The sequence below is a fragment of the Stutzerimonas stutzeri genome (assembly GCF_000590475.1).
Lineage (GTDB): Bacteria > Pseudomonadota > Gammaproteobacteria > Pseudomonadales > Pseudomonadaceae > Stutzerimonas > Stutzerimonas stutzeri_D.
This window is the reverse complement of the sequence record NZ_CP007441.1, coordinates 366,869-390,152: the sequence shown is the minus strand read 5'-3', so window position 1 is coordinate 390,152 and position 23,284 is coordinate 366,869. Positions and strand designations below refer to the sequence as shown.

The 23,284-nt window shown below is 62.9% G+C and carries 19 protein-coding genes and 1 pseudogene; 5 read left to right on the top strand and 15 right to left on the bottom strand.

Features of this window, described 5'->3' with window-relative positions:
* Positions 1-55 precede the first annotated feature (55 nt).
* From yghX to glcD, 15 genes and pseudogenes are all read right to left on the bottom strand, one after another.
* Positions 56-946: a YghX family hydrolase gene (gene yghX, locus CH92_RS01815; RefSeq protein ID WP_025240095.1), complete on the bottom strand. Its 891-nt coding sequence runs from the start codon at positions 944-946 to the stop codon at positions 56-58.
* Between the two features lie 166 nt (positions 947-1,112).
* Positions 1,113-2,471: pseudogene (locus CH92_RS01810) on the bottom strand (heavy metal sensor histidine kinase); the annotation flags it as partial.
* The gene (locus tag CH92_RS01805) at positions 2,461-3,138 is read right to left on the bottom strand and encodes a heavy metal response regulator transcription factor (RefSeq protein ID WP_025240093.1); all 678 of its coding nucleotides are present in this window, start codon (positions 3,136-3,138) and stop codon (positions 2,461-2,463) included. The pseudogene CH92_RS01810 and the gene CH92_RS01805, both read right to left, overlap by 11 nt.
* A 10-nt stretch (positions 3,139-3,148) precedes the next feature.
* Positions 3,149-6,244, bottom strand: a complete 3,096-nt coding sequence (locus CH92_RS01800) for a multidrug efflux RND transporter permease subunit (protein ID WP_025240092.1) — start codon at positions 6,242-6,244, stop codon at positions 3,149-3,151.
* A complete protein-coding gene (locus tag CH92_RS01795) occupies positions 6,241-7,404 on the bottom strand; it encodes an efflux RND transporter periplasmic adaptor subunit (protein ID WP_025240091.1) in 1,164 nt (387 codons plus the stop codon). Before CH92_RS01795 ends, CH92_RS01800 begins: the two co-directional genes overlap by 4 nt.
* A 159-nt stretch (positions 7,405-7,563) precedes the next feature.
* Positions 7,564-7,950: a hypothetical protein gene (locus CH92_RS01790; protein ID WP_025240090.1), complete on the bottom strand. Its 387-nt coding sequence runs from the start codon at positions 7,948-7,950 to the stop codon at positions 7,564-7,566.
* A gap of 113 nt (positions 7,951-8,063) precedes the next feature.
* Complete coding sequence (locus tag CH92_RS01785) at positions 8,064-8,336, bottom strand: HU family DNA-binding protein (RefSeq protein ID WP_021207208.1); 273 nt, start codon at positions 8,334-8,336, stop codon at positions 8,064-8,066.
* 150 nt (positions 8,337-8,486) lie between these two features.
* Positions 8,487-9,689, bottom strand: a complete 1,203-nt coding sequence (locus tag CH92_RS01780) for an NAD(P)/FAD-dependent oxidoreductase (protein ID WP_025240089.1) — start codon at positions 9,687-9,689, stop codon at positions 8,487-8,489.
* Between the two features lies 1 nt (position 9,690).
* Positions 9,691-9,858, bottom strand: coding sequence for a rubredoxin (locus tag CH92_RS01775; protein WP_021207210.1), 168 nt, complete (start codon positions 9,856-9,858; stop codon positions 9,691-9,693).
* Positions 9,859-10,015: 157 nt separating this feature from the next.
* Entirely contained in the window at positions 10,016-11,725 is a 1,710-nt protein-coding gene (locus CH92_RS01770; RefSeq protein WP_025240088.1) for an L-lactate permease, read from the bottom strand.
* A gap of 216 nt (positions 11,726-11,941) precedes the next feature.
* The gene (locus tag CH92_RS01765; protein ID WP_025240087.1) at positions 11,942-14,125 is read right to left on the bottom strand and encodes a malate synthase G; all 2,184 of its coding nucleotides are present in this window, start codon (positions 14,123-14,125) and stop codon (positions 11,942-11,944) included.
* A 23-nt stretch (positions 14,126-14,148) separates the two neighbouring features.
* Positions 14,149-14,553 carry a heme-binding protein gene (locus CH92_RS01760; protein WP_025240086.1) on the bottom strand — a complete coding sequence of 135 codons (405 nt, stop codon included), beginning with the start codon at positions 14,551-14,553 and terminating at the stop codon, positions 14,149-14,151.
* A gap of 50 nt (positions 14,554-14,603) precedes the next feature.
* Positions 14,604-15,821 carry a glycolate oxidase subunit GlcF gene (gene glcF, locus CH92_RS01755; RefSeq protein ID WP_025240085.1) on the bottom strand — a complete coding sequence of 406 codons (1,218 nt, stop codon included), beginning with the start codon at positions 15,819-15,821 and terminating at the stop codon, positions 14,604-14,606.
* Positions 15,822-15,829: 8 nt separating this feature from the next.
* Positions 15,830-16,888 carry a glycolate oxidase subunit GlcE gene (gene glcE / locus CH92_RS01750; RefSeq protein ID WP_025240084.1) on the bottom strand — a complete coding sequence of 353 codons (1,059 nt, stop codon included), beginning with the start codon at positions 16,886-16,888 and terminating at the stop codon, positions 15,830-15,832.
* Positions 16,888-18,387 carry a glycolate oxidase subunit GlcD gene (gene glcD / locus CH92_RS01745; RefSeq protein WP_025240083.1) on the bottom strand — a complete coding sequence of 500 codons (1,500 nt, stop codon included), beginning with the start codon at positions 18,385-18,387 and terminating at the stop codon, positions 16,888-16,890. Before glcD ends, glcE begins: the two co-directional genes overlap by 1 nt.
* 236 nt (positions 18,388-18,623) lie before the next feature.
* Here glcD and glcC point away from each other — a divergent pair, with 236 nt between their 5' ends.
* From glcC to phoR, 5 genes are all read left to right on the top strand, one after another.
* Positions 18,624-19,394, top strand: coding sequence for a transcriptional regulator GlcC (gene glcC, locus CH92_RS01740; RefSeq protein WP_025240082.1), 771 nt, complete (start codon positions 18,624-18,626; stop codon positions 19,392-19,394).
* 132 nt (positions 19,395-19,526) lie between these two features.
* The gene (locus CH92_RS01735) at positions 19,527-20,066 is read left to right on the top strand and encodes a chorismate--pyruvate lyase family protein (protein ID WP_025240081.1); all 540 of its coding nucleotides are present in this window, start codon (positions 19,527-19,529) and stop codon (positions 20,064-20,066) included.
* A gap of 48 nt (positions 20,067-20,114) precedes the next feature.
* Complete coding sequence (gene ubiA, locus CH92_RS01730) at positions 20,115-21,011, top strand: 4-hydroxybenzoate octaprenyltransferase (RefSeq protein WP_025240080.1); 897 nt, start codon at positions 20,115-20,117, stop codon at positions 21,009-21,011.
* A 134-nt stretch (positions 21,012-21,145) separates the two neighbouring features.
* Entirely contained in the window at positions 21,146-21,835 is a 690-nt protein-coding gene (gene phoB / locus CH92_RS01725; protein WP_025240079.1) for a phosphate regulon transcriptional regulator PhoB, read from the top strand.
* A 135-nt stretch (positions 21,836-21,970) separates the two neighbouring features.
* Positions 21,971-23,272 carry a phosphate regulon sensor histidine kinase PhoR gene (gene phoR, locus CH92_RS01720; RefSeq protein WP_025240078.1) on the top strand — a complete coding sequence of 434 codons (1,302 nt, stop codon included), beginning with the start codon at positions 21,971-21,973 and terminating at the stop codon, positions 23,270-23,272.
* Positions 23,273-23,284 lie beyond the last annotated feature (12 nt).

Below are 23,284 nucleotides of genomic sequence, written 5' to 3'. Positions count from 1 at the left end.
GGTTAAGCCCATGACCGGCCTGCTGGGTGTTTTGATGTGGCAGGAGTCCTGCCCGCTACTTCAGATACTTGTTGAACCATGCAATGGTGCGGTCCCAGGCGAGTTCTGCCGCGGCCTCGTCATAACGCGGTGTCGAGTCGTTGTGGAAGCCATGGTTGGCGTCGGGGTAGATGTACGCCTCGTAGGTCTTGTCGGCGGCCTTTAATGCCTGTTCGTAAGCCGGCCAGCCTTCGTTGATTCGGGTGTCGAGCTCGCCGTAGTGAAGCAGCAGCGGTGCCTGGATTTTTGGCACGTCGGCTATATCAGGCTGACGCCCATAGAAGGGAACCGCGGCACCCAGCTCCGGGTAGGCCACGGCGGCGGCATTGGCGACACCGCCGCCGTAGCAGAAGCCCGTGATGCCGACTTTGCCAGTGGTGAGTTCGTGGGCCATCAGCCATTCGATGGCGGCGAAGAAGTCATTCATGAGCTTCTCCGGATCAACCTTCTGCTGCAGCTCGCGACCTTTGTCGTCATTACCCGGGTAGCCACCTACCGAGCTTAGGCCGTCCGGTGCGAGCGCGATAAAGCCGGCCTTGGCGACGCGCCGCGCGACATCCTCGATGTATGGGTTGAGACCGCGGTTCTCGTGGGCAACGACCACCGCCGGCAGTTTCCCCGCGGCGTTGGCAGGGCGGACCAGATAACCGCGGACGCTGCCGTGGCCATTGGGCGACGGGTAGGTGATGTACTCCGGGACGATCTCCGGATCGGTGAAATCCACTTGCTGCGCCAACGCATAATTCGGGCTCAAGGCGGACAGAATACCGGTCGCCGAGAGGCCGCAAAGGGCGGTAAAAGCACCCGCGCGGTCCAGGAAGTCCCGGCGGCTGATCTTGCCGTGGGCGTAGTAGTCGTACAGTTCGAGCAATTGCGGGGAAAAGTCTTTTGCGGTCAAACGGGCCATCTTTGCTCTCCTTTTTGGGGTCAGGTATCGGTTGTTACCAACCAGTCACACATCCACAAAGCGGTTCGCGTGGCCGCAGTGGCCACGCTCAAGACGGAGTTATCAGGCCGGCACGTGCGAGCTCGCCTGCTGATAGGGGTTCAGACAGCCCAGGCGCCGAACACGCGGGCAGGCACATGCCGAAGGTGTTGATCCCTTCCGCACTTCGAACGTATACATCGCCGCTGTGCATCACCGCGATGGCCTTGACGATCGCCAACCCCAGCCCATGGTTGGCGCCGCTGTTGCTGCGTGACGGATCGATCCTGAAGAACCGCTCGAACAAGCGCGACAGGTGCTCTTCGGCAATCGCTTCGCCCGGGTTGGCCACGCCGATTTCGATCCATCGATCCTTTTCCCTGATCCGGACCTGCACGCTCTGCCCTGCTTGGGTGTGCTGAACGGCATTATTGATCAGGTTGATCAGCGCGCGGCGCATATGGGCCTTGTCGATCAGCGCCTGAGCGTCGCCACTGACCTGCACCGTCACTTGCGCGTCATCCAGAATGAAATCCAGATACTCCAGCGTGGTGGCGACTTCATCAGCCAGGGAAACGGACGTAAGCCCGGTGGCTTTGCTGCCCTGATCGGCGCTGGCCAGGAACAGCATATCGATGATGATCGAGCGCAGCCGTTCGAGCTCTTCAAGATTCGATTGCAGCACCTCGAAATAATCCTCCGCCGAACGCCCACGGGTCAGCGCGACCTGCGTCTGGCCGATAAGGTTGGTCAAGGGTGAACGCAGCTCGTGCGCGACATCCGCGTTGAACGATTCAAGCCGTTCGTACGCCTTCTCGACCCGATCCAGCGTCGCGTTGAAGGCGGTGGCGAACTGCGCGAGTTCCGGCGGCAGCGAGGACAGCTGAAGCCGTCCGCTGAGGCGCGGCGGTGTCAGCTTCAAGGCTTCTTCGGATAGCCTGATCAGCGGCTTCAGACCGATGCGCGCAACCCAATAGCCCAGGGCGGCGGCCAGCAGGATGCCGGCAAATGCCAGGCCGACCAGCACCAGAAGCAGATGGCGCTGGGTCTGCCAGAACGCTTCGGTGTCGATACCGATCAGGAAGCGCAGCGCGGGTCTCGGGGCGTTGGCGGGAAGCTCGCGGAGCAGGACCTTGAACGGGTACCCGTAGCCGGCCAGCGTGAAGTCGTGCATGCCTTCAGGCCCCTGGGCGAAGCGCCGGAGGCGCTCGTCCGGCGCCCCAAACTCGAACGCGGGATCATCGCTGACCACCCAGAACCGAATCCGGCTGTCTTCCTCGCCAAGCAGCGTGAGCTTGTCGCGCATCTTCGCCCAGTGTTCAGGCGTGCCATAGCGATTCAGGGATGCATCGAGCACGCTGTAGCGAGCCTCCAGCTCCGCCTCGGGCAACAGCCCCAACCCCTTGTCCACCTGTTGGTAGAGCGTCCAGCCGATCAGCAGGAAAATCACCGTGGCCACGAGCGTGAACAGTCCGCTCAGGCGCAACGCGATGGAATCAGTGGACACGACGGTCTTCCAGCACGTACCCCATGCCACGGATGGTGTGCAGCAGCTTGTGCTCGAACGGGCCGTCGAGCTTGGCCCGCAGCCGCTTGATCGCCACCTCGACCACATTCGCATCGCTGTCGAAGTTGATGTCCCAGACCATCTCGGCAATGGCCGTCTTGGAGAGGATCTCGCCGTGCTGGCGCGCCAGTACACTGAGCAGCGAAAACTCTTTGGCGGTGAGATCGAGGCGGGTTTCGGCGCGGGTGGCCTTGCGGCTGATCAGATCGACCCAGAGATCGGCGATTGTGATCTGCACCGGTTCATGTCCGCCGCCTCGGCGCGTAAGTGCCTGGAGGCGCGCCACCAGCTCCAGAAACGAAAAGGGTTTGCCCAAGTAGTCGTCGGCGCCTTCGCGCAGACCCCGTACGCGATCCTCCACTCGCTCGCGCGCGGTGAGCATGATCACCGGCGTCTGCTTGCGCGCGCGCAAACTGCGCAGCACGCCGAACCCGTCCAGGCCCGGCAGCATCACGTCGAGGATGATCACGGCATAGTCACGCTCGAGCGCCAGATGCAGACCTTCGATGCCATCCGGCGCGCGGTCGACGGTATAGCCCTGCTCGGTCAGGCCCCGGTGCAGATAATCCGCGGTTTTTTCCTCGTCTTCGATAACCAGAACACGCATGGCGTCAGCCTCAGTGATCGATCGCCGGTTGGAATTCGGGCGCGCGGCGATGAAACAGCCGCTCCAGCCACAAGTATATGACCGGTGTCGTAAACAACGTCAGCGCCTGGCTGACCAGCAAACCGCCGACCACCGCGATGCCCAGAGGCTGGCGCAACTCCGCACCAGGGCCTGAGCCGATGATCAGCGGCACCGCGCCGAGCATGGCCGCGAGCGTGGTCATGATGATGGGCCGGAAGCGGGTCACGCCCGCTTCGTAGATGGCCTCCCGAGGCGATAGCCCGCGCCTGCGCTGGGCGTCCAGGGCGAAATCGATCATCAGAATGCCATTTTTCTTGACGATGCCAATCAACAGCACCAGCCCGATCAGCGCCATGATCGAAAAATCCTGGCCGAACAGCCAGAGCATCACCAGCGCGCCAAGCCCGGCCGAAGGCAAGGTGGAAATAATGGTCAGGGGATGGACGAAGCTCTCGTACAGCACACCGAGGATAATGTAGACCGCGACCAGCGCCGCAAGGATCAGCCATGGCTGACTCGCCAGCGAACTCTGGAATGCCTGCGCGGCCCCCTGAAAGCTACCACTGATTTCGGCTGGCATGCCGATCTCGTTTTTCGCCTGTTCGAGCATCGACACCGCATCGCCCAGGGCAACGCCCGCGGCGAGGTTGAACGAAAGATTGGCCGCCGGCGACATGCCGTCGTGGCTGATCGACAAGGGGCCGCTGACCGGTGCGTCGACTTTCGCCACCGCGAACAGCGGCACCATCTCGCCACTCAGCGGCGAGCGCAGGTAGAAGTAATCCAGGCTTTGCGCGCTCCCGCGGTGATGCTGACTCACCTCCAGGATGATGTTGTATTGGTTCGTCTCGGTCTGATACTCGCTGATCTGGCGCTGGCCAAAGGCATCGTACAGCGCTTGGTCGACATCGTTAATCGTCAGGCCGAACCGCCCCGCCGCGACGCGATCGATGCTGATGTGGGTGGTGCTACCGCCCAGCTGCAAGTCATTCGAAAGGTCCCGGAATGCCGGATTCTGCCGTAGCCGCTCGGTCAGTCGCTCGGTCCAGGCGTTGAGCGTCGGACCGTCATTGCCCTTGAGCACATACTGATACTGGCTGCGGCTGGGGCCGGCGCTGAGGTTGATGTCCTGGCCTGCACGCAGGTACAGGACGATCCCGGGCACGGCGCTGAGCTTGCTGCGCACCCGATCAATGAATTCACTGGCGGACACGTCGCGCTGGTCGCGGTCCTTCAGCGAGATCCAGAAGCGGCCATTGGCGATGGTCTGGTTGCTGCCCGTCGCACCGACCGCATGGGAAAAAGCCCGCACGGCCGGATCGGCACTGACAATTCTGGCCAGCGCAAGGTGCTTCTCGACCATGTCGGGATAGGACACATCCGCCGCTGCCTCGCTCGTGCCGAGGATGAAGCCGGTGTCCTGGATGGGGAAAAAGCCTTTGGGGATAAATACGTAGCCTGCCACCGCGAGCGCCAAGGTCAGGCTGAACAAGCCCAACATCAATCGCTGATGGGCCAATGCACGATGCAAGCCCTTGGCATAACGCGCCCGCAGCCGCTCGCCGATGCCGGGACGAGCCCCGGCCTTATGCTCGGGAGGCCGCATGAACAGCGCCGCCAACGTCGGCGCCAAGGTCAGCGACACCACCACCGATATCAGAATGGTCGAGGTGGCGGTGAGTGCGAATTCCTTGAACAGCCGCCCCACGACCCCGCCCATAAACAGCAGCGGTATGAAGGCGGCGATCAGCGACACGCTGATGGACACGACGGTAAAGCCGATTTCGCTGGCGCCCTTGATCGCCGCCTCACGGCTGCTTTCGCCCGCTTCGAGATGCCGGTGAATGTTCTCGATCACCACGATGGCATCGTCGACGACAAAGCCCACCGCAATCACAATGGCCACCAACGTCAGGTTGTTGAGGCTGAATCCGAACAGGTACATCAACGCAAACGAAGCGACCAGCGAAACGCCGAGCACACTGGAGACAATGAGCGTTGCCGACCATTGCCGCAGAAACAGCGCCATCACCCCGATCACCAATACCACGGCGATCAGCAGGGTGAGTTCCACTTCATGCAACGACGCGCGGATGGTCCCGGTGCGGTCATTGAGCACTGCTACTTCGATCGAAGCTGGTAGCGCGGCCCGCAGACGCGGCAAGGCAGCCTGAATGCGGTCGACCGTCTCGACGATGTTGGCGCCCGGTTGACGTCTGATCACCAGATTGAGACTCGGCTCCTCGCCAGCCCACGCCTGCACGTAGTCGTCTTCCGAGCCCGCAAAGACCTGAGCGACATCTTTGAGCTGGACCGGTGCACCGTCGACGTAAGCGATAACTAACCGCTCGTACTCTGCCGGCTGGAACAGTTGGTCATTGGTCGCAAGGCTGGAAATGCTCGACTCGCCGTATAGCGCGCCTTTGGCCAGGTTCAGGTTGGTGCTCTGAATCGCCTGGCGGATATCGGTCAGGGTAAGGCCCACAGCCGCCAGTTTGTCCGGCGAGGCTTGCACGCGGATAGCCGGACGGCGCTGGCCGGTGATGTTGATCAGCCCCACACCGTCGATCTGGCTGATCTGCCGGGCCAACACCGTTTCCACTTGATCGCTGAGCTCAGTGGCGGGCATCAGTGTGGAGCGCACCGTAAGCACGAGCACCGGACTGTCGGCCGGATTGACCTTTCGCCAGGTGGGCAGGCTGGGCATGTCCTGCGGCAACTTGCCCGCGGCGCTGCTGATCGCCGCCTGGACCTCCTGCGCAGCGGTGTCGATGCTCTTGTCGAGGGAAAACTGCAGGATCAGCTTGGTCGAGCCCAGCGCACTGCTGGAGGTCATCTGGCTCATGCCGGCGATCGAGCTGAACTGCACCTCCAGCGGTGTGGCTACCGATGACGCCATCGTCTCCGGGCTGGCGCCGGGCAACTGCGCAGAGACCTCGATGGTGGGGAATTCGGCTTCTGGCAGCGGCGCAACCGGCAATCGCGGATAGGCGATCAGCCCCATCAAAAGCATCGCTACGGTCAACAGCAGCGTAGCGACCGGATGATGTATGCACCAGGTGGAAACCGAGCCGCGGCCATTCATGGTTGGGCCTGCCGTGCAGCCGTCTGGTCAGATGCCGGCCCCTCACCCAGCGGCTCGACCTCGATACCTGGTTTGAGCCGAGACTGGCCATCGCTGACGATGGCATCGCCGGCTTGCACACCCTCGATGATGAACAGCTCATCGCTCTGATGGATGACTTCCACCGGCTGGACCTCGGCGACATTGCCGTTGAGCCGATAGACGAAATGATTGTCCAGCCCGCGCAACACCGCTTTGGGCGGCACGGTCAACACATCCGAATAAAGCGCCGTCTGCACCTTGACGTTTACCAGTTGGCCGGGCCAGAGCGCTTGCTCGTTGTTCTCGAATTCGGCCTTGGCCCGCAGCGTGCCAGTGGTCGCCGAAATCTGATTATCGATCAGTCGCAGCCGGCCCTCGCCAAGCGATACCTCCCCGAGCGCGCCATCGCTGTTGAAAGCGATCACGCGCGCGGCCTGCGGCGCCTCGAGCAACTGCTGCAACCTGGGCAACATCGATTGCGGCATGGAGAACTCAACCGCGATCGGGGCCATCTGCGTAACCGTGAACAACCCCTGGGCATCACTGGCAAGAAGGAAGTTGCCTTCGTCCACATTGCGAATGCCCACCCGACCCGTGACTGGCGAGAGGATGCGGGTGTGCGAAAGTTGCACCTGGGCTGCGGCGATCGCAGCCTCGTGCCCGGCGACGGTCGCCTTGAGCTGATTGAACAGTGCCTGCTGCTGATCGAAGGTCTGCCGGGACACCCCGTTTTCGGCAATCAGCTGGCGGTAGCGATTCAGGTCGATTTCCGCGCCCTTCAATTGCGCCCGGCTTTGCCCGAGCTGAGCCCTGGCCTCGGCGAGACTGGCCCGTAAGGCACGGTCGTCAATGGTCGCGAGCAGATCGCCCGATTTGACCCATTGCCCTTCCTTGACGTGCAGACCGACCAGCTTGCCGTCGATCTGGGTGCGTATCACCACGCTATGCAGCGACGTGACCCGGCCTATGCCGCTTGCATAGTCGGTCACGTCCTGCTGCTGGACACGAACCACGCGAACAGGAACCGGTTTGGGTTTTGCCACTGGAGCCACAGAGGGCTCGGCAACCAGCCAGCGCGCGGTGAGTACCAGCAGCGCCAGTACGCCCAGGGCCAGGATTGCTTTGTATCGTGTACGCATAGAGGAACGCCGGAACGAGTGCAAAGGGAGTTCGAAGTTCTTCTTATAACCCGCTGTTCCGGTCAGCAGGGTGACCATAAGCTGACAAAACTGTCAGCGAGGAGCCCGGCGAACCGAAGCCCGCCAGAGCGTCTCGGTCGGGTTGGAAGCGCCAACGACTCACGCCGCTACGGGCTTTTTCTTGCGTGGCTTGAGGTACTTGGTCAGGCCCTGGAACCACATCACCAGCGCGGGGTTGCCCTGGATCTGGATCTCTTTGTTCTGGATGCCCTGCATAAAGGCCAGTTGCTTGTTCTTGGCGTTCATGGTGGCGAAACCGTAGGCGCTGTCCTTGAAGCCGATGGCGAAGGCCGGTTCGGTCGCTGGCCCGCCGTGACTGGTGACGCGCTGCTCCTTGACCCGGTAGTGGCGCGCCACTTTGCCGTCGAGGGTATGCAGCTGGAAGGTCAGGTCCTTGTCACCGAGTTGCTTCTGGAAGTCAGGATTCGTGCGGCTGGCCTTGGCCATCAAACGGCCAAGCATCCAGAGGAGAAAACGAAATTTCATGCATGTTCCATACAGATAGTGAAATTTCGCGCATTGTAGCGACTTATTGCTGATTTTCTAGCATTGCGTACGAGGAAACACCCGGAGCCTGGCCGGCCCCGGGCGACGCGGCATCAGTTGATCGCGTCTTTCAGCATCTTTCCCGGCTTGAAAGCCACGGTATTGCTGGCCTTGATGGTGACGGGCTCGCCCGTCTGCGGGTTCTTGCCCGTACGAGCACCTCGATGACGCTGAATGAAGGTACCGAAACCAACCAGGGTCACGCTGTCCTTGCGGTTCAGCGCGTTGGTGATTTCATCCAGTACGGCGTTGAGTACACGGTTGGCCTGATCCTTGGTGAGATCGGCCTTGTCGGCGATGGCGGCTGCGAGTTCCGGTTTGCGCATGGGTAGCCTCTAAGACTTTATTGTTGTTCTGCTTCGCTGTTCTCCGAACAGCGTTCCGACGCGCTGCAACAGCTCTACACTGCGGCAGCGCCACAGGGAGCATGGCACGCTGATAGCACTCGCGCCAGCCCCCGCCAGCGCTTTCCCGGATCAATCTGGAGACTTTAACGACAGAACTTGAGGCACTTCCGCCAACACGGGTGGAAGCTGCTTATTCAACGCCAAACGCTCCTGAACCGCCGTTCCGGTCAGGGCATAGCCCAGCAGACGGCCGTCTACCCCGCGGTACAGCGCCTTGAGGTCATTGCCTTCGCCCTCGACGTTCCAGCTGCCTTCGCTACCCGCTGCAGGCGGCGACACCACCAGCGGGCAAACCGGGGTTTTCACGGTGATCGGCATAGGCCCGTAGGTCACGGGCGTAGGCTGGCCAGCCAGGGTTTTGGCCAGCGCACGCACGCCGCTCATCAGCGGCATCACATAGAGCAGGTTGAGCCCTTCAACCTCGGCACAATCGCCCAAGGCATAGACGTGCTCGAACGACGTCTGCAGCAGGCGATCGACTTCGATGCCGCGATTGACCTGCAAACCGGCCGCCTCGGCCAGCTCGGTACGTGGTCGCAAGCCGACGGCGCTAACCACAAGATCGCAGTCGATTCGCTGACCGTCCGACAGTTGCGCCTGCAGGGCATCGCCCTGCCGCTCGAGCGTCTCGAGCACCGGCCCCAGATGAAACCGCGCACCCAGTGATTCCAGTCCGCGCTGCACCGCCGCGGCCGGTTCGACCGGCAGCAGTGAAGGCATGATCTGCTCGCAAGGCGCCACCAGTTCGACTTCGTAGCCGCCTTGCAGCAGGTCGTTGGCGAATTCGCAGCCAATCAGCCCAGCCCCGAGGATCAGCACGCGGCGCTTGCCGTGCGCCGCCTCGCGAAAGCGGCCGTAATCGAGCAGGTCGTTGATCGGGAAGATGGCGTCCTGCGCATCGCCGGCAACCGGCACGTTAATCGTCTGTGCACCCCAGGCGATGACCAGATCGCGGTAGGGCACGGGCTCGTTGCCGATCCAGACGCGACGACTCGCCGGATCGAGACGCGTCACCCGGGTATGGGTGCGGACCTCGGCGTTGAGCTGGATCGCCATCGTCCCGGCGACCGTCATACCGAGGGCGTCGGCATCCTTGTTCATGGTAAAGCCGGTCGAGAGCATCGGCTTCGAGTAAGAGCGGCCGTCGTCTGCGGTAATCAGCAATAACGGCGTCTGGCTATCGAGCTTGCGGAACTCCCGGGCCAGGTTGTAGCCGGCCAACCCGGTGCCGATGATGACCAGCGGAGCATCTTTGGGATTCGATTCGTTCATATCAGCCAATCGCGATCATTTCGAAATCCATCTTGCCGACGCCGCAGTCGGGGCAGAGCCAGTCTTCCGGCACGTCTTCCCAGGCGGTGCCCGGGGCGATGCCGTCGTCAGGCCAGCCCTCGGCTTCGTCATAGATGAATCCGCACACCACGCATTGCCACTTTTTCATCGTCCACCTCGATCAGTCTCGGTTGCGCTGCACGCTATACCAGAACACTGCGAACCGCCAAATGCCGGCATCCGGTGATAGACCGGGAGCCGGTGAAAGTTTTTCCGGACAAAATAAAACGGGCGGCCTAGGCCGCCCGTCCGGGTCATGCACGCCATTAGCTGGCGGCGGCGACTCCCACCAGCGGATCGCTGATACCCATCACGTAGAAGCCGATCAGGCCGATGGAACCTGCCAGCACGAGGTAGTACAGGGTCGGCAGCATGGTCTTGCGCAGCGTGATGCCTTCGCGACCGAGCAGACCAACCGTGGCCGAAGCCGCCACCACGTTGTGAATGGCGATCATGTTGCCTGCCGCGGCACCGACCGATTGCAGCGCCACCATCAACGCGCCGGAAATGCCCAGCAGGCTGGCGGTGTTGTACTGGAACTGCGAGAGCATCAGGTTCGACACGGTATTGGAGCCAGCAATAAACGCACCCAGCGCCCCCACGGCAGGCGCAAAGAACGGATAGACGCTGCCCACGCTGTCAGCCACCAGCTGTGCCATGGCCACTGGCATCGACACAAGATCGGAGCCATTAACGCCTGAGTTGATCAGGATCCGCACCATCGGGATGGTGAAGATCAGCACGAAGCCCGCGCCCAGTAGCGTCTTGCTCGATTCTGAGATGGCAGCGCCCAGCTGAGCGGCCTTCATCCGATGCAGGAAGAAGGTCACCAGCACCACCATGCAGAGAATCCCGCCGGGCAGATACAGCGGCTCCAGGGTGCCAGAAACGCCGGTTTCACCGAGAATGTCCTTCCAGCCGAAGCTCACCGACATCAGCGCGGTCTTCAGCGCCGGGAAGATACGGGACAGCACCAGGAACACAGCCAGCAGCAAATAAGGTGCCCAGGCCATCGGTACGGAGATCGGCGTGCGTCCGGCGACGTCATCGATCTTCATCTCGATCTTGCCCATCCACTCCACCGGCCACTCGCTGGCAGGAGCGAAATCCCAGCTGCTCTTGGGCAGCAGGAAGCCCGCCTTGGCCGCCGGAACGACGATGGCCAGGCCTACCAGGGCGCCGATCATCGACGGGAATTCCGGGCCGAGAAACACTCCTGCAGCAGCGTAAGGAATGACGAACGCCAGGCCAGTGAAGATAGCGAACGGCGCCATGCTCAGGCCTTCGCTCCACGACCGGTTGCGGCCGAAGAAGCGGGTCATGATGCAGATCATGATCAACGGCATCAGGATGCCGCACAGCGCATGGATGATTGCCACGCGGGAGAAGATCAGATGGAAGAACACGTCCCAGCTGCTGCCCGCTGCCGTTAGCTGGCCGCCCAGCGTCGCCTGGTCAAGACCACCTGCGACCCCCACCAGAATCGGCGTGCCTACCGCACCGAAGGACACCGGTGTCGATTGCACCATCATCCCCAGCACCACCGCTGTCAGGGCTGGGAAGCCCAGTGCAACGAGCAGCGGCGCAGCCACCGCTGCCGGGGTACCGAAGCCTGAGGCGCCCTCGATGAAGCAGCCGAACAGCCAGGCCACGATCAGCACTTGCACGCGCTTGTCGGGGCTGACGTTGGCGAAACCACGACGAATCGAAGCGATGCCCCCGGAGTGCTTGAGCGTATTGAGAAGCAGGATGGCGCCGAAGATGATCCAGAGGATCGCGGCGGTGAGAATCAGGCCTTGCAGCGTGGAGGCCAGGACCCGGTTGAAGGTCATGTCCCAGGCCATTAGCCCGATCAACGCAGTGAGGACGAAAACCAGCGGCATTGCGTACTTGGCCGGCCAGCGAAAGCCGATCAGCAGTACCCCCGCCAGCACCAGCGGCACGAAGGCCAGTATGGACAGCAGTGTCTGACTCATTGTTGGGTTCCTTGTTTTTTGTTGTGAACCACTTCTATCCGGGAAAGCCCGGCTCCACGCATGGCCAACGCTCGATGACGCCGGCCAAAGGTACCGGTCAGCACATCGCCGACCGCCCCCATGCTCAAAAGCCCCGGACGCCTTTTAAGCGCCCGGGGCTTGCAAATTACGCCAATGGCCGACCTGGGCCAGCCATCAGCAATCTCATGAATACCCTCAAACTCCCTTCTGCTGCTTGAAGCGCTGACGCCAAGCGTGCAGCAGCGGCTCGGTGTAGCCGCTCGGCTGCTCGCGGCCCTTGAACACCAAATCGCATGCCGCTTGAAAAGCAGCCGACTGGGCATAGTCAGCGGCCATCGGGCGATAGAGCGGATCACCGGCGTTCTGCTGGTCGACCACCTTGGCCATGCGCTCCAGGGTTTCGCGAACCTGCGCCTCGCCGACCACACCGTGGCGCAGCCAGTTGGCTAGGTGCTGGCTGGAGATACGCAGCGTGGCGCGATCTTCCATCAGGCCGACGTCATGGATGTCCGGCACCTTGGAGCAACCGACGCCCTGCTCGACCCAACGGACCACGTAACCGAGGATGCCCTGACAGTTATTGTCCAATTCTTGCTGGATCGCCTCGGCCGTCCAGTTGCGCTCAGGTGCGACCGGGATGGTCAGCAGGTCATTGGTCAATTGCTCGCGCTCGGTAGACAGGTCAACCTTTTCCAATTCGGCCTGAACGGCCTGCACGTCGACCTGGTGATAGTGCAACGCGTGCAGCGCGGCGCCGGTGGGGGACGGTACCCAGGCGGTGTTGGCGCCAGCCTTGGGATGGGCGATCTTCTGCTCGAGCATGGCCGCCATCAGGTCCGGCATCGCCCACATGCCCTTGCCGATCTGCGCCTTGCCGCGCAGGCCGCAGTTCAGGCCGACCAGCACGTTGTTGCGCTCGTAGGCCTGGATCCAGGCGGTGCTCTTCATGTCGCCCTTACGCAGCACGGCGCCGGCTTCCATGATGCTGTGCATCTCATCGCCAGTGCGGTCGAGGAAGCCGGTGTTGATGAACGCCACACGATTCTTAGCAGCGCCAATACAGGCCTTGAGGTTGATACTGGTACGGCGCTCCTCGTCCATGATGCCGACCTTGAGGGTGTGGCGCGGCAGACCGATCAAGTCCTCGACGCGACCGAACAACTCATCAGTGAAGGCCACTTCGGCCGGGCCATGCATCTTCGGCTTGACGATGTACATCGAACCGGTGCGCGAGTTGCCCTTGCGCTGTTGGTCATGCTTGGCGATCAGGCTGGTGATCACACCATCCATGATGCCTTCGGGAATCTCGTGGCCTTCGCCGTCGATGATCGCCGGATTGGTCATCAGATGCCCGACGTTGCGGATGAACAGCAACGAACGGCCATGCAGCGTCAGGTTCGAGCCGTCGGCTGCGGTGTATTCACGATCCTCGTTCAGGCGCCGGGTGATGCGCTTGCCGCCCTTCTCCAGGTCTTCGACCAGGTCGCCCTTCATCAGGCCCAGCCAGTTGCGGTAGACCAGCACCTTGTCGTCCGCGTCGACCGCGGCGGTGGAGTCTTCGCAGTCCATGATGGTGGTGACGGCGGCCTCTACCACTAGATCCTTGACCCCGGCGGCATCAGTCTGGCCGATCGGGCTGTTCGGATCGATCTGAATCTCGAGGTGTAAGCCGTTGTTCTTCAGCAGCACGGCCTTCGGCTCGAGGGCTTCGCCTTGGTAGCCAACGAACTTCTCCGGCTGCTTCAGGCCGGTGACGCTACCGTTCTCCAGGGTGACCTTGAGCTGGCCGTCCTGCACGCGGTAGCTGACGGAATCGGCATGGCTGCCTTCGGCCAGCGGCGCGGCCTGATCGAGGACGTTGCGCGCGAAGGCGATGACCTTGGCGCCGCGTACTTCGTTGTAGCCGGGGCCCTTCTGCGCGCCGTTCTCTTCGCTGATGGCATCGGTGCCGTAGAGCGCGTCATACAGCGAGCCCCAGCGGGCGTTGGCGGCGTTCAGCGCATAACGCGCGTTGCCGATCGGCACTACCAGCTGCGGGCCGGCCTGGGTGGTGATTTCGCTGTCGACATTGCTGGTGCTGATCTTCACCTCGCCCGGCTCGGGCTGCAGGTAGCCGATGGATTCGAGGAAGGCGCGATAGGCCGGCATGTCGCTGATCGGGCCGGGATTGCTGCGGTGCCAGTCGTCCAGTTCGACCTGCAGGCGATCGCGCTCGGCAAGCAGGGCGCGGTTCTTCGGCGCCAGGTCGTGGACCAGTTGATCGAAACCGCTCCAGAAAGCGGCCGCCTCGACACCGGTACCGGGCAGGACTTCGTCTTCGACGAAACGGTGCAGGTTGGCCGCCACCTGCAGGCGACCCAGGGTTACGCGTTCGGTCATGTTCTTCTCCTGAATTTCGTCGATCAGTTGGCGACTGCCGCGACGCCGGCCTTGGCTACCTGTGCATCTTGCGTGGCGGTAACGCCGGAGACGCCGACCGAGCCGATCACCTGACCATCGACGATCACCGGCACACCGCCTTCCAGCGAGCAGACCACTGGGGCGGACAGGAAGGCGTTGCGACCGCCGTTGACCATATCCTCGTAGCCCTTGGTTTCGCGACGACCGACCGCGGCGCTGCGTGCCTTTTCGGTGGCGATGTAGGAGGCGATCGGAGCACAGCCGTCCAGACGCTCAAGCGCCAGCGGGTGGCCACCGTCATCGGCCACCACGATGGTCACGGCCCAGCCGTTGTTCTGCGCTTCGGTACGCGCGGCGGCCAGGATGGCGGTCACTTCGGTCTGAGTCAGCATGGCTTTGGTTTTCATGTTCTCTCCTGTCGATTCGATGTGCGTCACGGCGCGATTGGGGTTTGGGGTTACTGCATCGCCTCCTCGACGATCTCGATCCAGTGCCTGACCGGTGTTCGCCCGGCACCGTCGAGGTGCGTCTGGCAACCGATGTTGGCGGTGACGATGACTTCAGGTTTGCCGCTTTCCAGCGCAGTGAGCTTGTTGTCGCGCAATTGCTTGGACAGCACTGGCTGGGTGATCGAATAGCTGCCCGCCGAGCCACAGCACAGATGCGCATCGGGCACCGCGGTGAGCTGGAAGCCGAGCCGGGTGAGCACGTCTTCGACCGCGCCGCCGAGCTTCTGTGCGTGCTGCAAGGTGCACGGGCAATGAAAGGCCATGCGCTTGTCGGCCTTTACGTTCAGCCGCTCGAGCTCGGCGCTGCGCATCACTTCAACCAGATCCTTAGCCAGCATGCTTACCCGAGCTGCTTTGGTCGCGTAGGCCGGGTCGTCCCGTAACAGATGACCATAGTCCTTGATGAACGCACCGCAACCGCTGGCGGTCTGCACGATGGCTTCAGCGCCGCCTTCGATGGCCGGCCACCAGGCGTCGATGTTGCGCCGCGCACGGTCTAATCCGGCTTCCTGAGCATTCAGGTGATAGTCCACCGCGCCGCAGCAACCCGCCTCGCGCGCCGAGCTCACGCTGATGCCAAGACGATCGAGCACGCGAGCCGTCGCAGCATTGGTGTTAGGCGACAGACTTGGCTGCACGCAACCTTCGAGCATCAGCACGCGACGCGTATGCAACACCTGCGGGCGCGGCTTGGCCGGGGTGATCTGGCGCGGCATGTGTGACTTGAGCGTGTCGGGCATCAAGGGACGCAGCGCGTTGCCGGTGCCGAGCAGGGCCTTGAACAGGCCCGGACGTGGCAGCACGGTGCGCAGCCCAGTGCGCAGCAGGCGTTCGCGCGCCGAGCGCTGCACCTGCTGCTCCATGAAGTCGCGGCCGATATCCAGCAGGTTGTGGTACTGCACGCCGGACGGGCAGGTGGTTTCGCAGTTACGGCAGGTCAGGCAGCGGTCCAGGTGGGTCTGGGTGCTCTCGGTGACTTCGCCGCCTTCGAACATCTGCTTCATCAGGTAGATGCGCCCGCGCGGGCCATCCAGCTCATCGCCGAGCAGCTGATAGGTCGGGCAGGTGGCGTTGCAGAAGCCGCAATGCACGCAGGAGCGCAGGATGCTCTCGGCCTCCTCCGCCCGTGGCAGCTTCTTCGCGGCCTCACTCAGATTCGTTTGCATGGTTAGGACTAGACCTCGGAATACATGCGGCCGGGGTTGAAGATCCCCTGCGGGTCGAGTTGCGTCTTCAACTGACGGTGGTAGCGCAGCAACGGCTCGGCCAACGGCTGGAACGGGCTGCTGGTAGCGCCAGCGGTAAAGCAGATGGCATGTCCGCCGACTTCACTGACGATGCTGCGAATGGCCTGAGCATCGGCATCGGATTTGAGCCAGCGTTGGGCACCGCCCCAGTCGATCAGCTGCTCGCCGGGCAGCGCCAGTACCGGTGTGTCGGTGGGCAGCGACAGGCGCCACAGCGGCCGGGCGTCACTGAAAAAGCCCAGGCGCTGTTCGCGCAAGTCATTCCAGTAGCCAACGTCCAGTGCCTCGCCACCGATGCGGTCACAGGCGGCGTTGACCGAACCTTCGCCGCCTTCCAGTCGCAGATGCAGTGCCTGGCCGTCATGGCTGGCCGCGGTGATCGGCACCGGTTGCTGGCCCCATTCGGCGAGATTGAGCAGCGCACGGTCAACCGGCATCTCGACCCGCAGGCTGCGGCATAGGCGCGCCTTGGGCAGCACCTTGAGCGATACCTCGGTAATCACGCCGAGGCAACCGAAGCTGCCGGCCATGAGGCGCGACAGGTCGTAGCCGGCGACGTTCTTCATCACTTCGCCGCCGAATCGCAGGTGCTTGCCATGGCCGGTAATCACCCGCGAGCCGAGCACGAAATCGCGCACCGAGCCGCTCCAGGGCCGGCGCGGACCGGACAGGCCCGCCGCGATCATCCCGCCAACGGTGGCGCCTTCGCCCAGGTGCGGCGGTTCGCACGGCAACATCTGGTTGGCTTCGTCGAGGGCCGCTTCCAACTCCGCCAACGGCGTGCCGGCGCGGGCAGTGACCACCAGTTCGGTCGGGTCGTAGGTCACGATGCCGCGATGGGCGCGCGTGTCGAGCAGCGTGCCCTGCACCTCGCGACCGAGAAATGCTTTGCTGCCGCCACCCTGAATACGCAGTGGGGTGTTGCTGGCCAACGCCTGGTTGACTTGGTCGAGCAGCTGCTGGCTGTCGTCGAAGGAAACCGTCATCAGAAGCGCTCCAGTTCAGGGAAGGGCAACTGTCCGCCATGAACGTGCATGCCGCCGAATTCGGCGCAGCGATGCAGCGTCGGGATGTTCTTGCCAGGATTGAGCAGTCCGCTGGGGTCGAACGCCGCTTTCACCGCGTGGAACAGGGTCAGCTCGTCGGCATTGAACTGGGCGCACATCTGGTTGATCTTCTCGCGCCCGACGCCGTGCTCGCCGGTGATCGAGCCACCGACCTTGACGCAAAGCTCGAGAATCTTGCCGCCCAGCGCCTCGGCGCGCTCCAGCTCGCCCTCGGTGTTGGCATCGAAGAGGATAAGCGGGTGCATGTTGCCGTCGCCGGCGTGGAACACGTTGGCCACGCGCAGGCCGTATTCGGCGGAAAGATCACTGATGCCCTTGAGCACGCCTGGCAGCTCGCGTCGTGGGATGGTGCCGTCCATGCAGTAGTAATCTGGCGAAATCCGCCCGACCGCGGGGAAGGCATTCTTGCGTCCGGCCCAGAACTTGACCCGCTCGGCCTCGTCCTTGGCTAGCCGCACTTCGGTGGCGCCGGCCAGCTTGAGCACCTCGCCGACGCGAGCGCAGTCGTCGTGAACGTCCGCTTCGACGCCATCGAGTTCGCAGAGCAGAATCGCCTCGGCATCCACCGGGTAACCGGCATGGATGAAATCTTCAGCGGCGCGGATCGACAGGTTGTCCATCATCTCGAGGCCGCCGGGGATGATGCCCGCCGCGATGATGTCGCCGACCGCGCGCCCGGCCTTCTCCACCGAGTCGAATGCCGCCAGCAGCACCTTGGCCACCTGCGGTTTTGGCAGCAATTTGACCGTGACTTCGGTGACGATACCGAGCATGCCCTCGGAGCCTGTGAACAGCGCCAGCAGGTCGAAGCCCGGCGAATCCAACGCGTCGGAGCCCAGCACCATGCGCTCGCCTTCGACGGTGAGGATCTCGACCTTGAGTAGGTTGTGCACGGTCAGCCCGTATTTCAGGCAGTGCACGCCACCTGCGTTCTCAGCGACGTTGCCGCCGATGGAGCAGGCGATCTGTGACGAGGGATCCGGGGCGTAATAGAGGTCATAGGGCGCCGCCGCTTGGGAAATCGCCAGATTACGCACACCGGGCTGGACGCGAGCGAAGCGACCGGCCGGGTCGACTTCGAGAATCTTGTTGAAGCGCGCCATGACCAGCAGGATGCCTTGCTCCAACGGCAGCGCACCGCCGGACAGACCGGTCCCGGCCCCGCGCGCCACCACTGGCACGCCACGCTTGTGGGCGATTTTCAGCAGCGTTTCGACCTGCTCGATACGCTCGGGCAGCACCACCAGCATCGGCGTGGTGCGGTAGGCGGACAGACCATCGCACTCGTACGGTTTGAGATCTTCGCCACGGTGGAGAATGTCCATACCGGGCAGTTGCGCCTGCAGGTCGGCCAGCAGCGCCGCCTTGTCGACCTTGGGCAGCTCGCCGTCGACGCGTTCGTCGTAGAGGATATTCATGGCAGTCAGGCTCTTCTTTCGTTCACCGTCAGCACGGCCAGCTGCGGTGGTTTGACGCATCATTAGTCCGACACCTTGCTGCCGTCCACCTCGAAAACCACTGGTCCTACCAGTTTCTTTCACGACCCTTTCGATCTACGGATCTAAAATGCCCAAATAACGGGACCTCGCACCGGGTTATGGCTGGATGCGGTAGACTTCCGCCAAACTGGTCCTACCAGTGGTTGAGCTCTATTATGCTGATTGAAAATACTCAGGAACGCCGCCAGCTGGCGGACATAGTGGCCGAGCGCATCGAGCGCCTGATCGTCGATGGCGTACTCAAGGTCGGCCAGACGCTGCCGTCCGAGCGACGCCTATGCGAAAAGCTCGGCATCTCGCGCTCGGCGCTGCGCGAAGGTCTGCGCGTGCTCCGCGGCCGCGGCATTATCGAAACCGCCCAAGGGCGCGGCTCCCACGTGGCGAGGCTGTCCGGCGAACAGGACGCAAGCCCACTGATGCATCTGTTCAACTCACAGCCGCGCACCCTCTATGATCTGCTCGAAGTCCGCGCCCTGCTTGAGGGCGAGTCGGCGCGCCTGGCAGCGCTGCGCGGCACCGAGGCCGACTTCATCCTGCTACGCCGTCGCTACGAAGAAATGCTCGCCGCGCATGCTGAAGAAGCGGCCGACCCGCGGGAGCACGCCCGCCTCGACCATGCCTTTCATCTGGCTGTCAGCGAGGCCTCGCACAACCCGGTTCTGGTGCATACGCTGCAGTCGCTGACTGATCTGATGCTCTCCACGGTATTTGCCTCGGTGAACAACCTCTATCACCGGCCACTGCAGAAGCGGCAGATCGACCGGCAGCATTCGCGGCTGTTCCACGCCGTCACCGAGCGTCTGCCGGACCAGGCACAACGCGCGGCCCGCGACCATATCCACAGCATTCGCGACAACCTCAAGGAGATCGAACAGGAGGAGCAGCGCCTGGTGCGCGCCACGATGCGGCTGGAAGGCTGGACGTAAAAAGACGGCCGGGGCAAGCGGAGTGCCATTGGTAACCTGTCCGGTTTTTCTTGCGGCTCGAGCTCCCAGCCTCAGGCGGCCGCTTGGGCCCATGCTAGACTCGCCGCTTCTTTTCGCTGCCCGTTACTGCTCGTGCCTGACTCACTAGACTGGTTGCCCGCCGACCGCCTCCCCGCCCCACTCGCCCCTGACCTGCACGACTGGCTTTACGTCGACAAAGGCTCGCTCACCCGACGCCTGACGCAACTGGCCAAAGGCGCGTTCAGCGTGACGCCGCTCGCCGAGGGCTGGCAGGCGCTGCGCGATGACGAATGCGTAGCGCTGGGTGTCGCCAACGGCAGCCACGGGTGGATTCGCGAGGTCTACCTGCGCGGGCATCAGGAGCCATGGATCTTCGCCCGCAGCGTCGCCGCGCGCAGTGCGCTGGAACAGTCCGGGCTGGATCTGCCGCACCTGGGCAGCCGCTCGCTGGGTGAATTGCTGTTCACCGATCCGGCGTTCAGCCGTGGCACGCTACAGGCTCGCCAATACCCCGAAAGCTGGCTGCCAGACGAAGTTCGTCAACCGCAACTCTGGGCCCGCCGCTCCTGCTTCAGCCAGGGCGACCTGCGCGTACTGGTCGCCGAGGTCTTTCTGCCGGCCCTGTGGCGAGCCGCACGGATCGAGACCTGAGCCCGGCACAGACTGTCCTTGACCCACCCTCACCGATCGGAGACCGCCGTGTATCAGAAGCTTCTGCAATCGAGCAATCGCCTCCATCCACGCGCCTGGGACTTCATCCAGCTGATGCGCCTGGATCGTCCGATCGGCACCTATCTGCTGCTGTGGCCGACGCTCTGGGCGCTGTGGATTGCGGGTGAGGGCTCCCCGAGCGTCAAGAACGTGGTGATTTTCGTGCTCGGCGTCGTGCTGATGCGCGCCGCCGGCTGTGTGATCAATGACTTCGCCGATAGGAATCTCGACGGTCACGTCAGCCGCACCAAGGGCCGACCGCTGGCCACTGGCAAGGTCACGCCGAAGGAAGCCTGGATCCTCTTCGCCATTCTTGTCGCCCTCAGCTTCGGTCTGGTGTTGCTGACCAACGCCGCGACCATCTGGCTGTCCTTCGGCGCCCTCGGCGTCGCCGCGCTCTACCCCTTCATGAAGCGCTACACCTACTACCCGCAGGTGGTGCTCGGTGCGGCGTTTTCCTGGGGCATGCTGATGGCATTTACCGCCGAGCGCGGTGAGCTGCCACCGGAAGCCTGGCTGCTGTTCATCGCCAACGTGGTCTGGACGGTGGGCTACGACACCTACTATGCGATGGCCGACCGCGAAGACGATCTGAAGATCGGCATCAAATCCACCGCCATTCTATTCGGCGAAGCCGACCGGCTGATCATCGCCACCCTCCAGGGTCTCGCCCTGTTCTGCTTGATTTTGGCTGGCGTACGTTTCGAGCTGGGGCAATGGTTCCACCTGGGACTCAGCATCGCCGCGGCCTGCTTCGCCTGGGAATTCTGGAAAACCCGCTCGCGCAAGCCGCAGGCCTGCTTCAAGGCTTTCCTGCACAACCACTGGGCCGGGCTGGCGATTCTTGCCGGAATCGTGCTGGATTACGCGACGAAAACGAGCTGATAGCCGGAATCCGAAACCCGAAAATTCGACGCTGCAGCTTTTCTTCCAGCTGCGGGCTCCAAGCCTGCCTGTAACATCGCTGCAACATTTCCGTTATCTAATGCCGAGCGACAAGAAACGGACCGGGAGCGGACATGAACGGCAAATGCATACTGATCGTCGATGACGAAGCGCCGATCCGGGAGATGATCGTAGTGGCGCTGGAGATGGCCGGCTACGAATGCCTTGAAGCGGAAAACACTCAACAGGCCCACGCGCTGATCGTTGACCGCCAACCCGACCTGATCCTGCTCGACTGGATGCTGCCCGGCACCTCCGGCATTGAGCTGGCCCGACGCCTTAAGCGCGACGAGATGACGGCCAACACGCCGATCATCATGCTCACCGCCAAGGACGCGGAGGACAACAAGATCCAGGGTCTGGAAGTGGGGGCCGATGACTACATCACTAAGCCGTTCTCGCCCCGGGAACTGGTCGCGCGCTTGAAAGCGGTGCTGCGCCGCGCCGCGCCCACCGACAACGAAACACCGATCGAGATTGGCGGCCTGCTGCTCGACCCCATCAGCCACCGCGTCACCATCGACGGTACGCCAGCCGACATGGGCCCGACCGAGTATCGGTTGTTGCAGTTCTTCATGACCCATCAGGAGCGCGCCTATACCCGCGGGCAATTGCTCGACCAGGTATGGGGCGGCAATGTCTATGTTGAGGAGCGCACCGTGGACGTGCATATTCGGCGCCTGCGCAAGGCGCTCGGCGAGACCTATGAAAACCTGGTGCAGACCGTGCGCGGTACCGGTTATCGCTTTTCCACCAAGAGCTGAACGAAACCGCCTGCGAGCTGGTGTAACGCTGCAGGATCGGGCAGCCGTTCACTCAGATCCGAGCCGCCGGGCCTATGCCGGCGTTTCACAGCATGATTTCCGGGCGGCCCCAAGCGGCCTAAAGGAGCGTTAGCGGTGAACCAAGACTGGCAAGGCGCGCTGGTGCGCCAGCTGCTTATGCTGTTGGCCGGCTGCCTGCTGGTCGGCCTGATCACCGGCGAGTACGGCTGGGCCCTCGCCGCAGGCCTGAGCGGCTATCTCGGCTGGACGCTGTATCAGATGCGGCGTCTGCAACAGTGGCTCAGGCGCAGCCAGCCGGACGAGCCGCCGCCGGACGGTCACGGACTCTGGGGTGACATCTTCGACAATCTCTATCAGATGCAGCGCCGGGACCTACGCCAGCGCGGGCAGCTACAGGCGGTGATCGACCGGGTCCAAGGCTCGACCGCGGCGCTGAAAGATGCCGTCATCATGCTCGACAGCGACGGCAACCTGGAATGGTGGAACCCTGCCGCCGAACGCCTGCTGGGTCTGAAGAAGCCGCAGGATACCGGCCACCCGGTGACCAATCTGGTACGCCATCCGAGCTTCAAGGAGTATTTCGACAGCGGCCGGCATGAAGAACCGCTGGAGCTGTCTTCGCCGGTCAACGATCGACTCTGGTTGCAAGTTACCATCACCCGCTACGGCAACAGCGAACACTTGATGGTGGTACGCGACATCACCCGCCTCCACCAACTGGAACAGATGCGCAAAGACTTCGTGGCCAACGTATCCCATGAACTGCGCACACCGCTGACGGTGATCGCCGGGTATCTGGAGACGATGCTCGAGCACACCGACGAGATGCCGGCACGCTGGCCACGCGCGCTGAATCAGATGAACCAGCAGGCCGGGCGCATGCAGCACTTGCTCAACGACCTGCTATTGCTGGCCAAGCTGGAAGCCACCAGCCCCCCTTCTAACACCCAACCGGTGGCCGTCGCCGCCCTGCTGAATTCGATCAGGAGCGATGCCCAGGCGTTGTCGGCCGAGCGCAACCATGTAATCAGCCTCGAAGCCGATCCCACCTTGCTGCTCAAGGGCAGCGAGGCCGAGCTGCGCAGCGCGTTCTCCAACCTGATCTTCAACGCGGTGAAATACACCCCGGATGGTGGCGACGTCCGAATTCGCTGGTGGTGCAACGAGCACGGCGCGCATCTCGCTGTGCAGGACTCAGGAATTGGCATCGAATCCAAGCACCTGCCGCGGCTGACCGAACGTTTCTATCGGGTCGATTCGAGTCGCGCCAGCAACACCGGCGGTACCGGACTGGGCTTGGCCATCGTCAAGCATGTGCTGCTGCGCCATCAGGGACGCCTGGATGTGAACAGCACGCCGAACAAGGGCAGCACCTTCACCTGTCATTTCCCGCTGACCCAAGCCACGGTTCGCTAAGCACCGCCCATC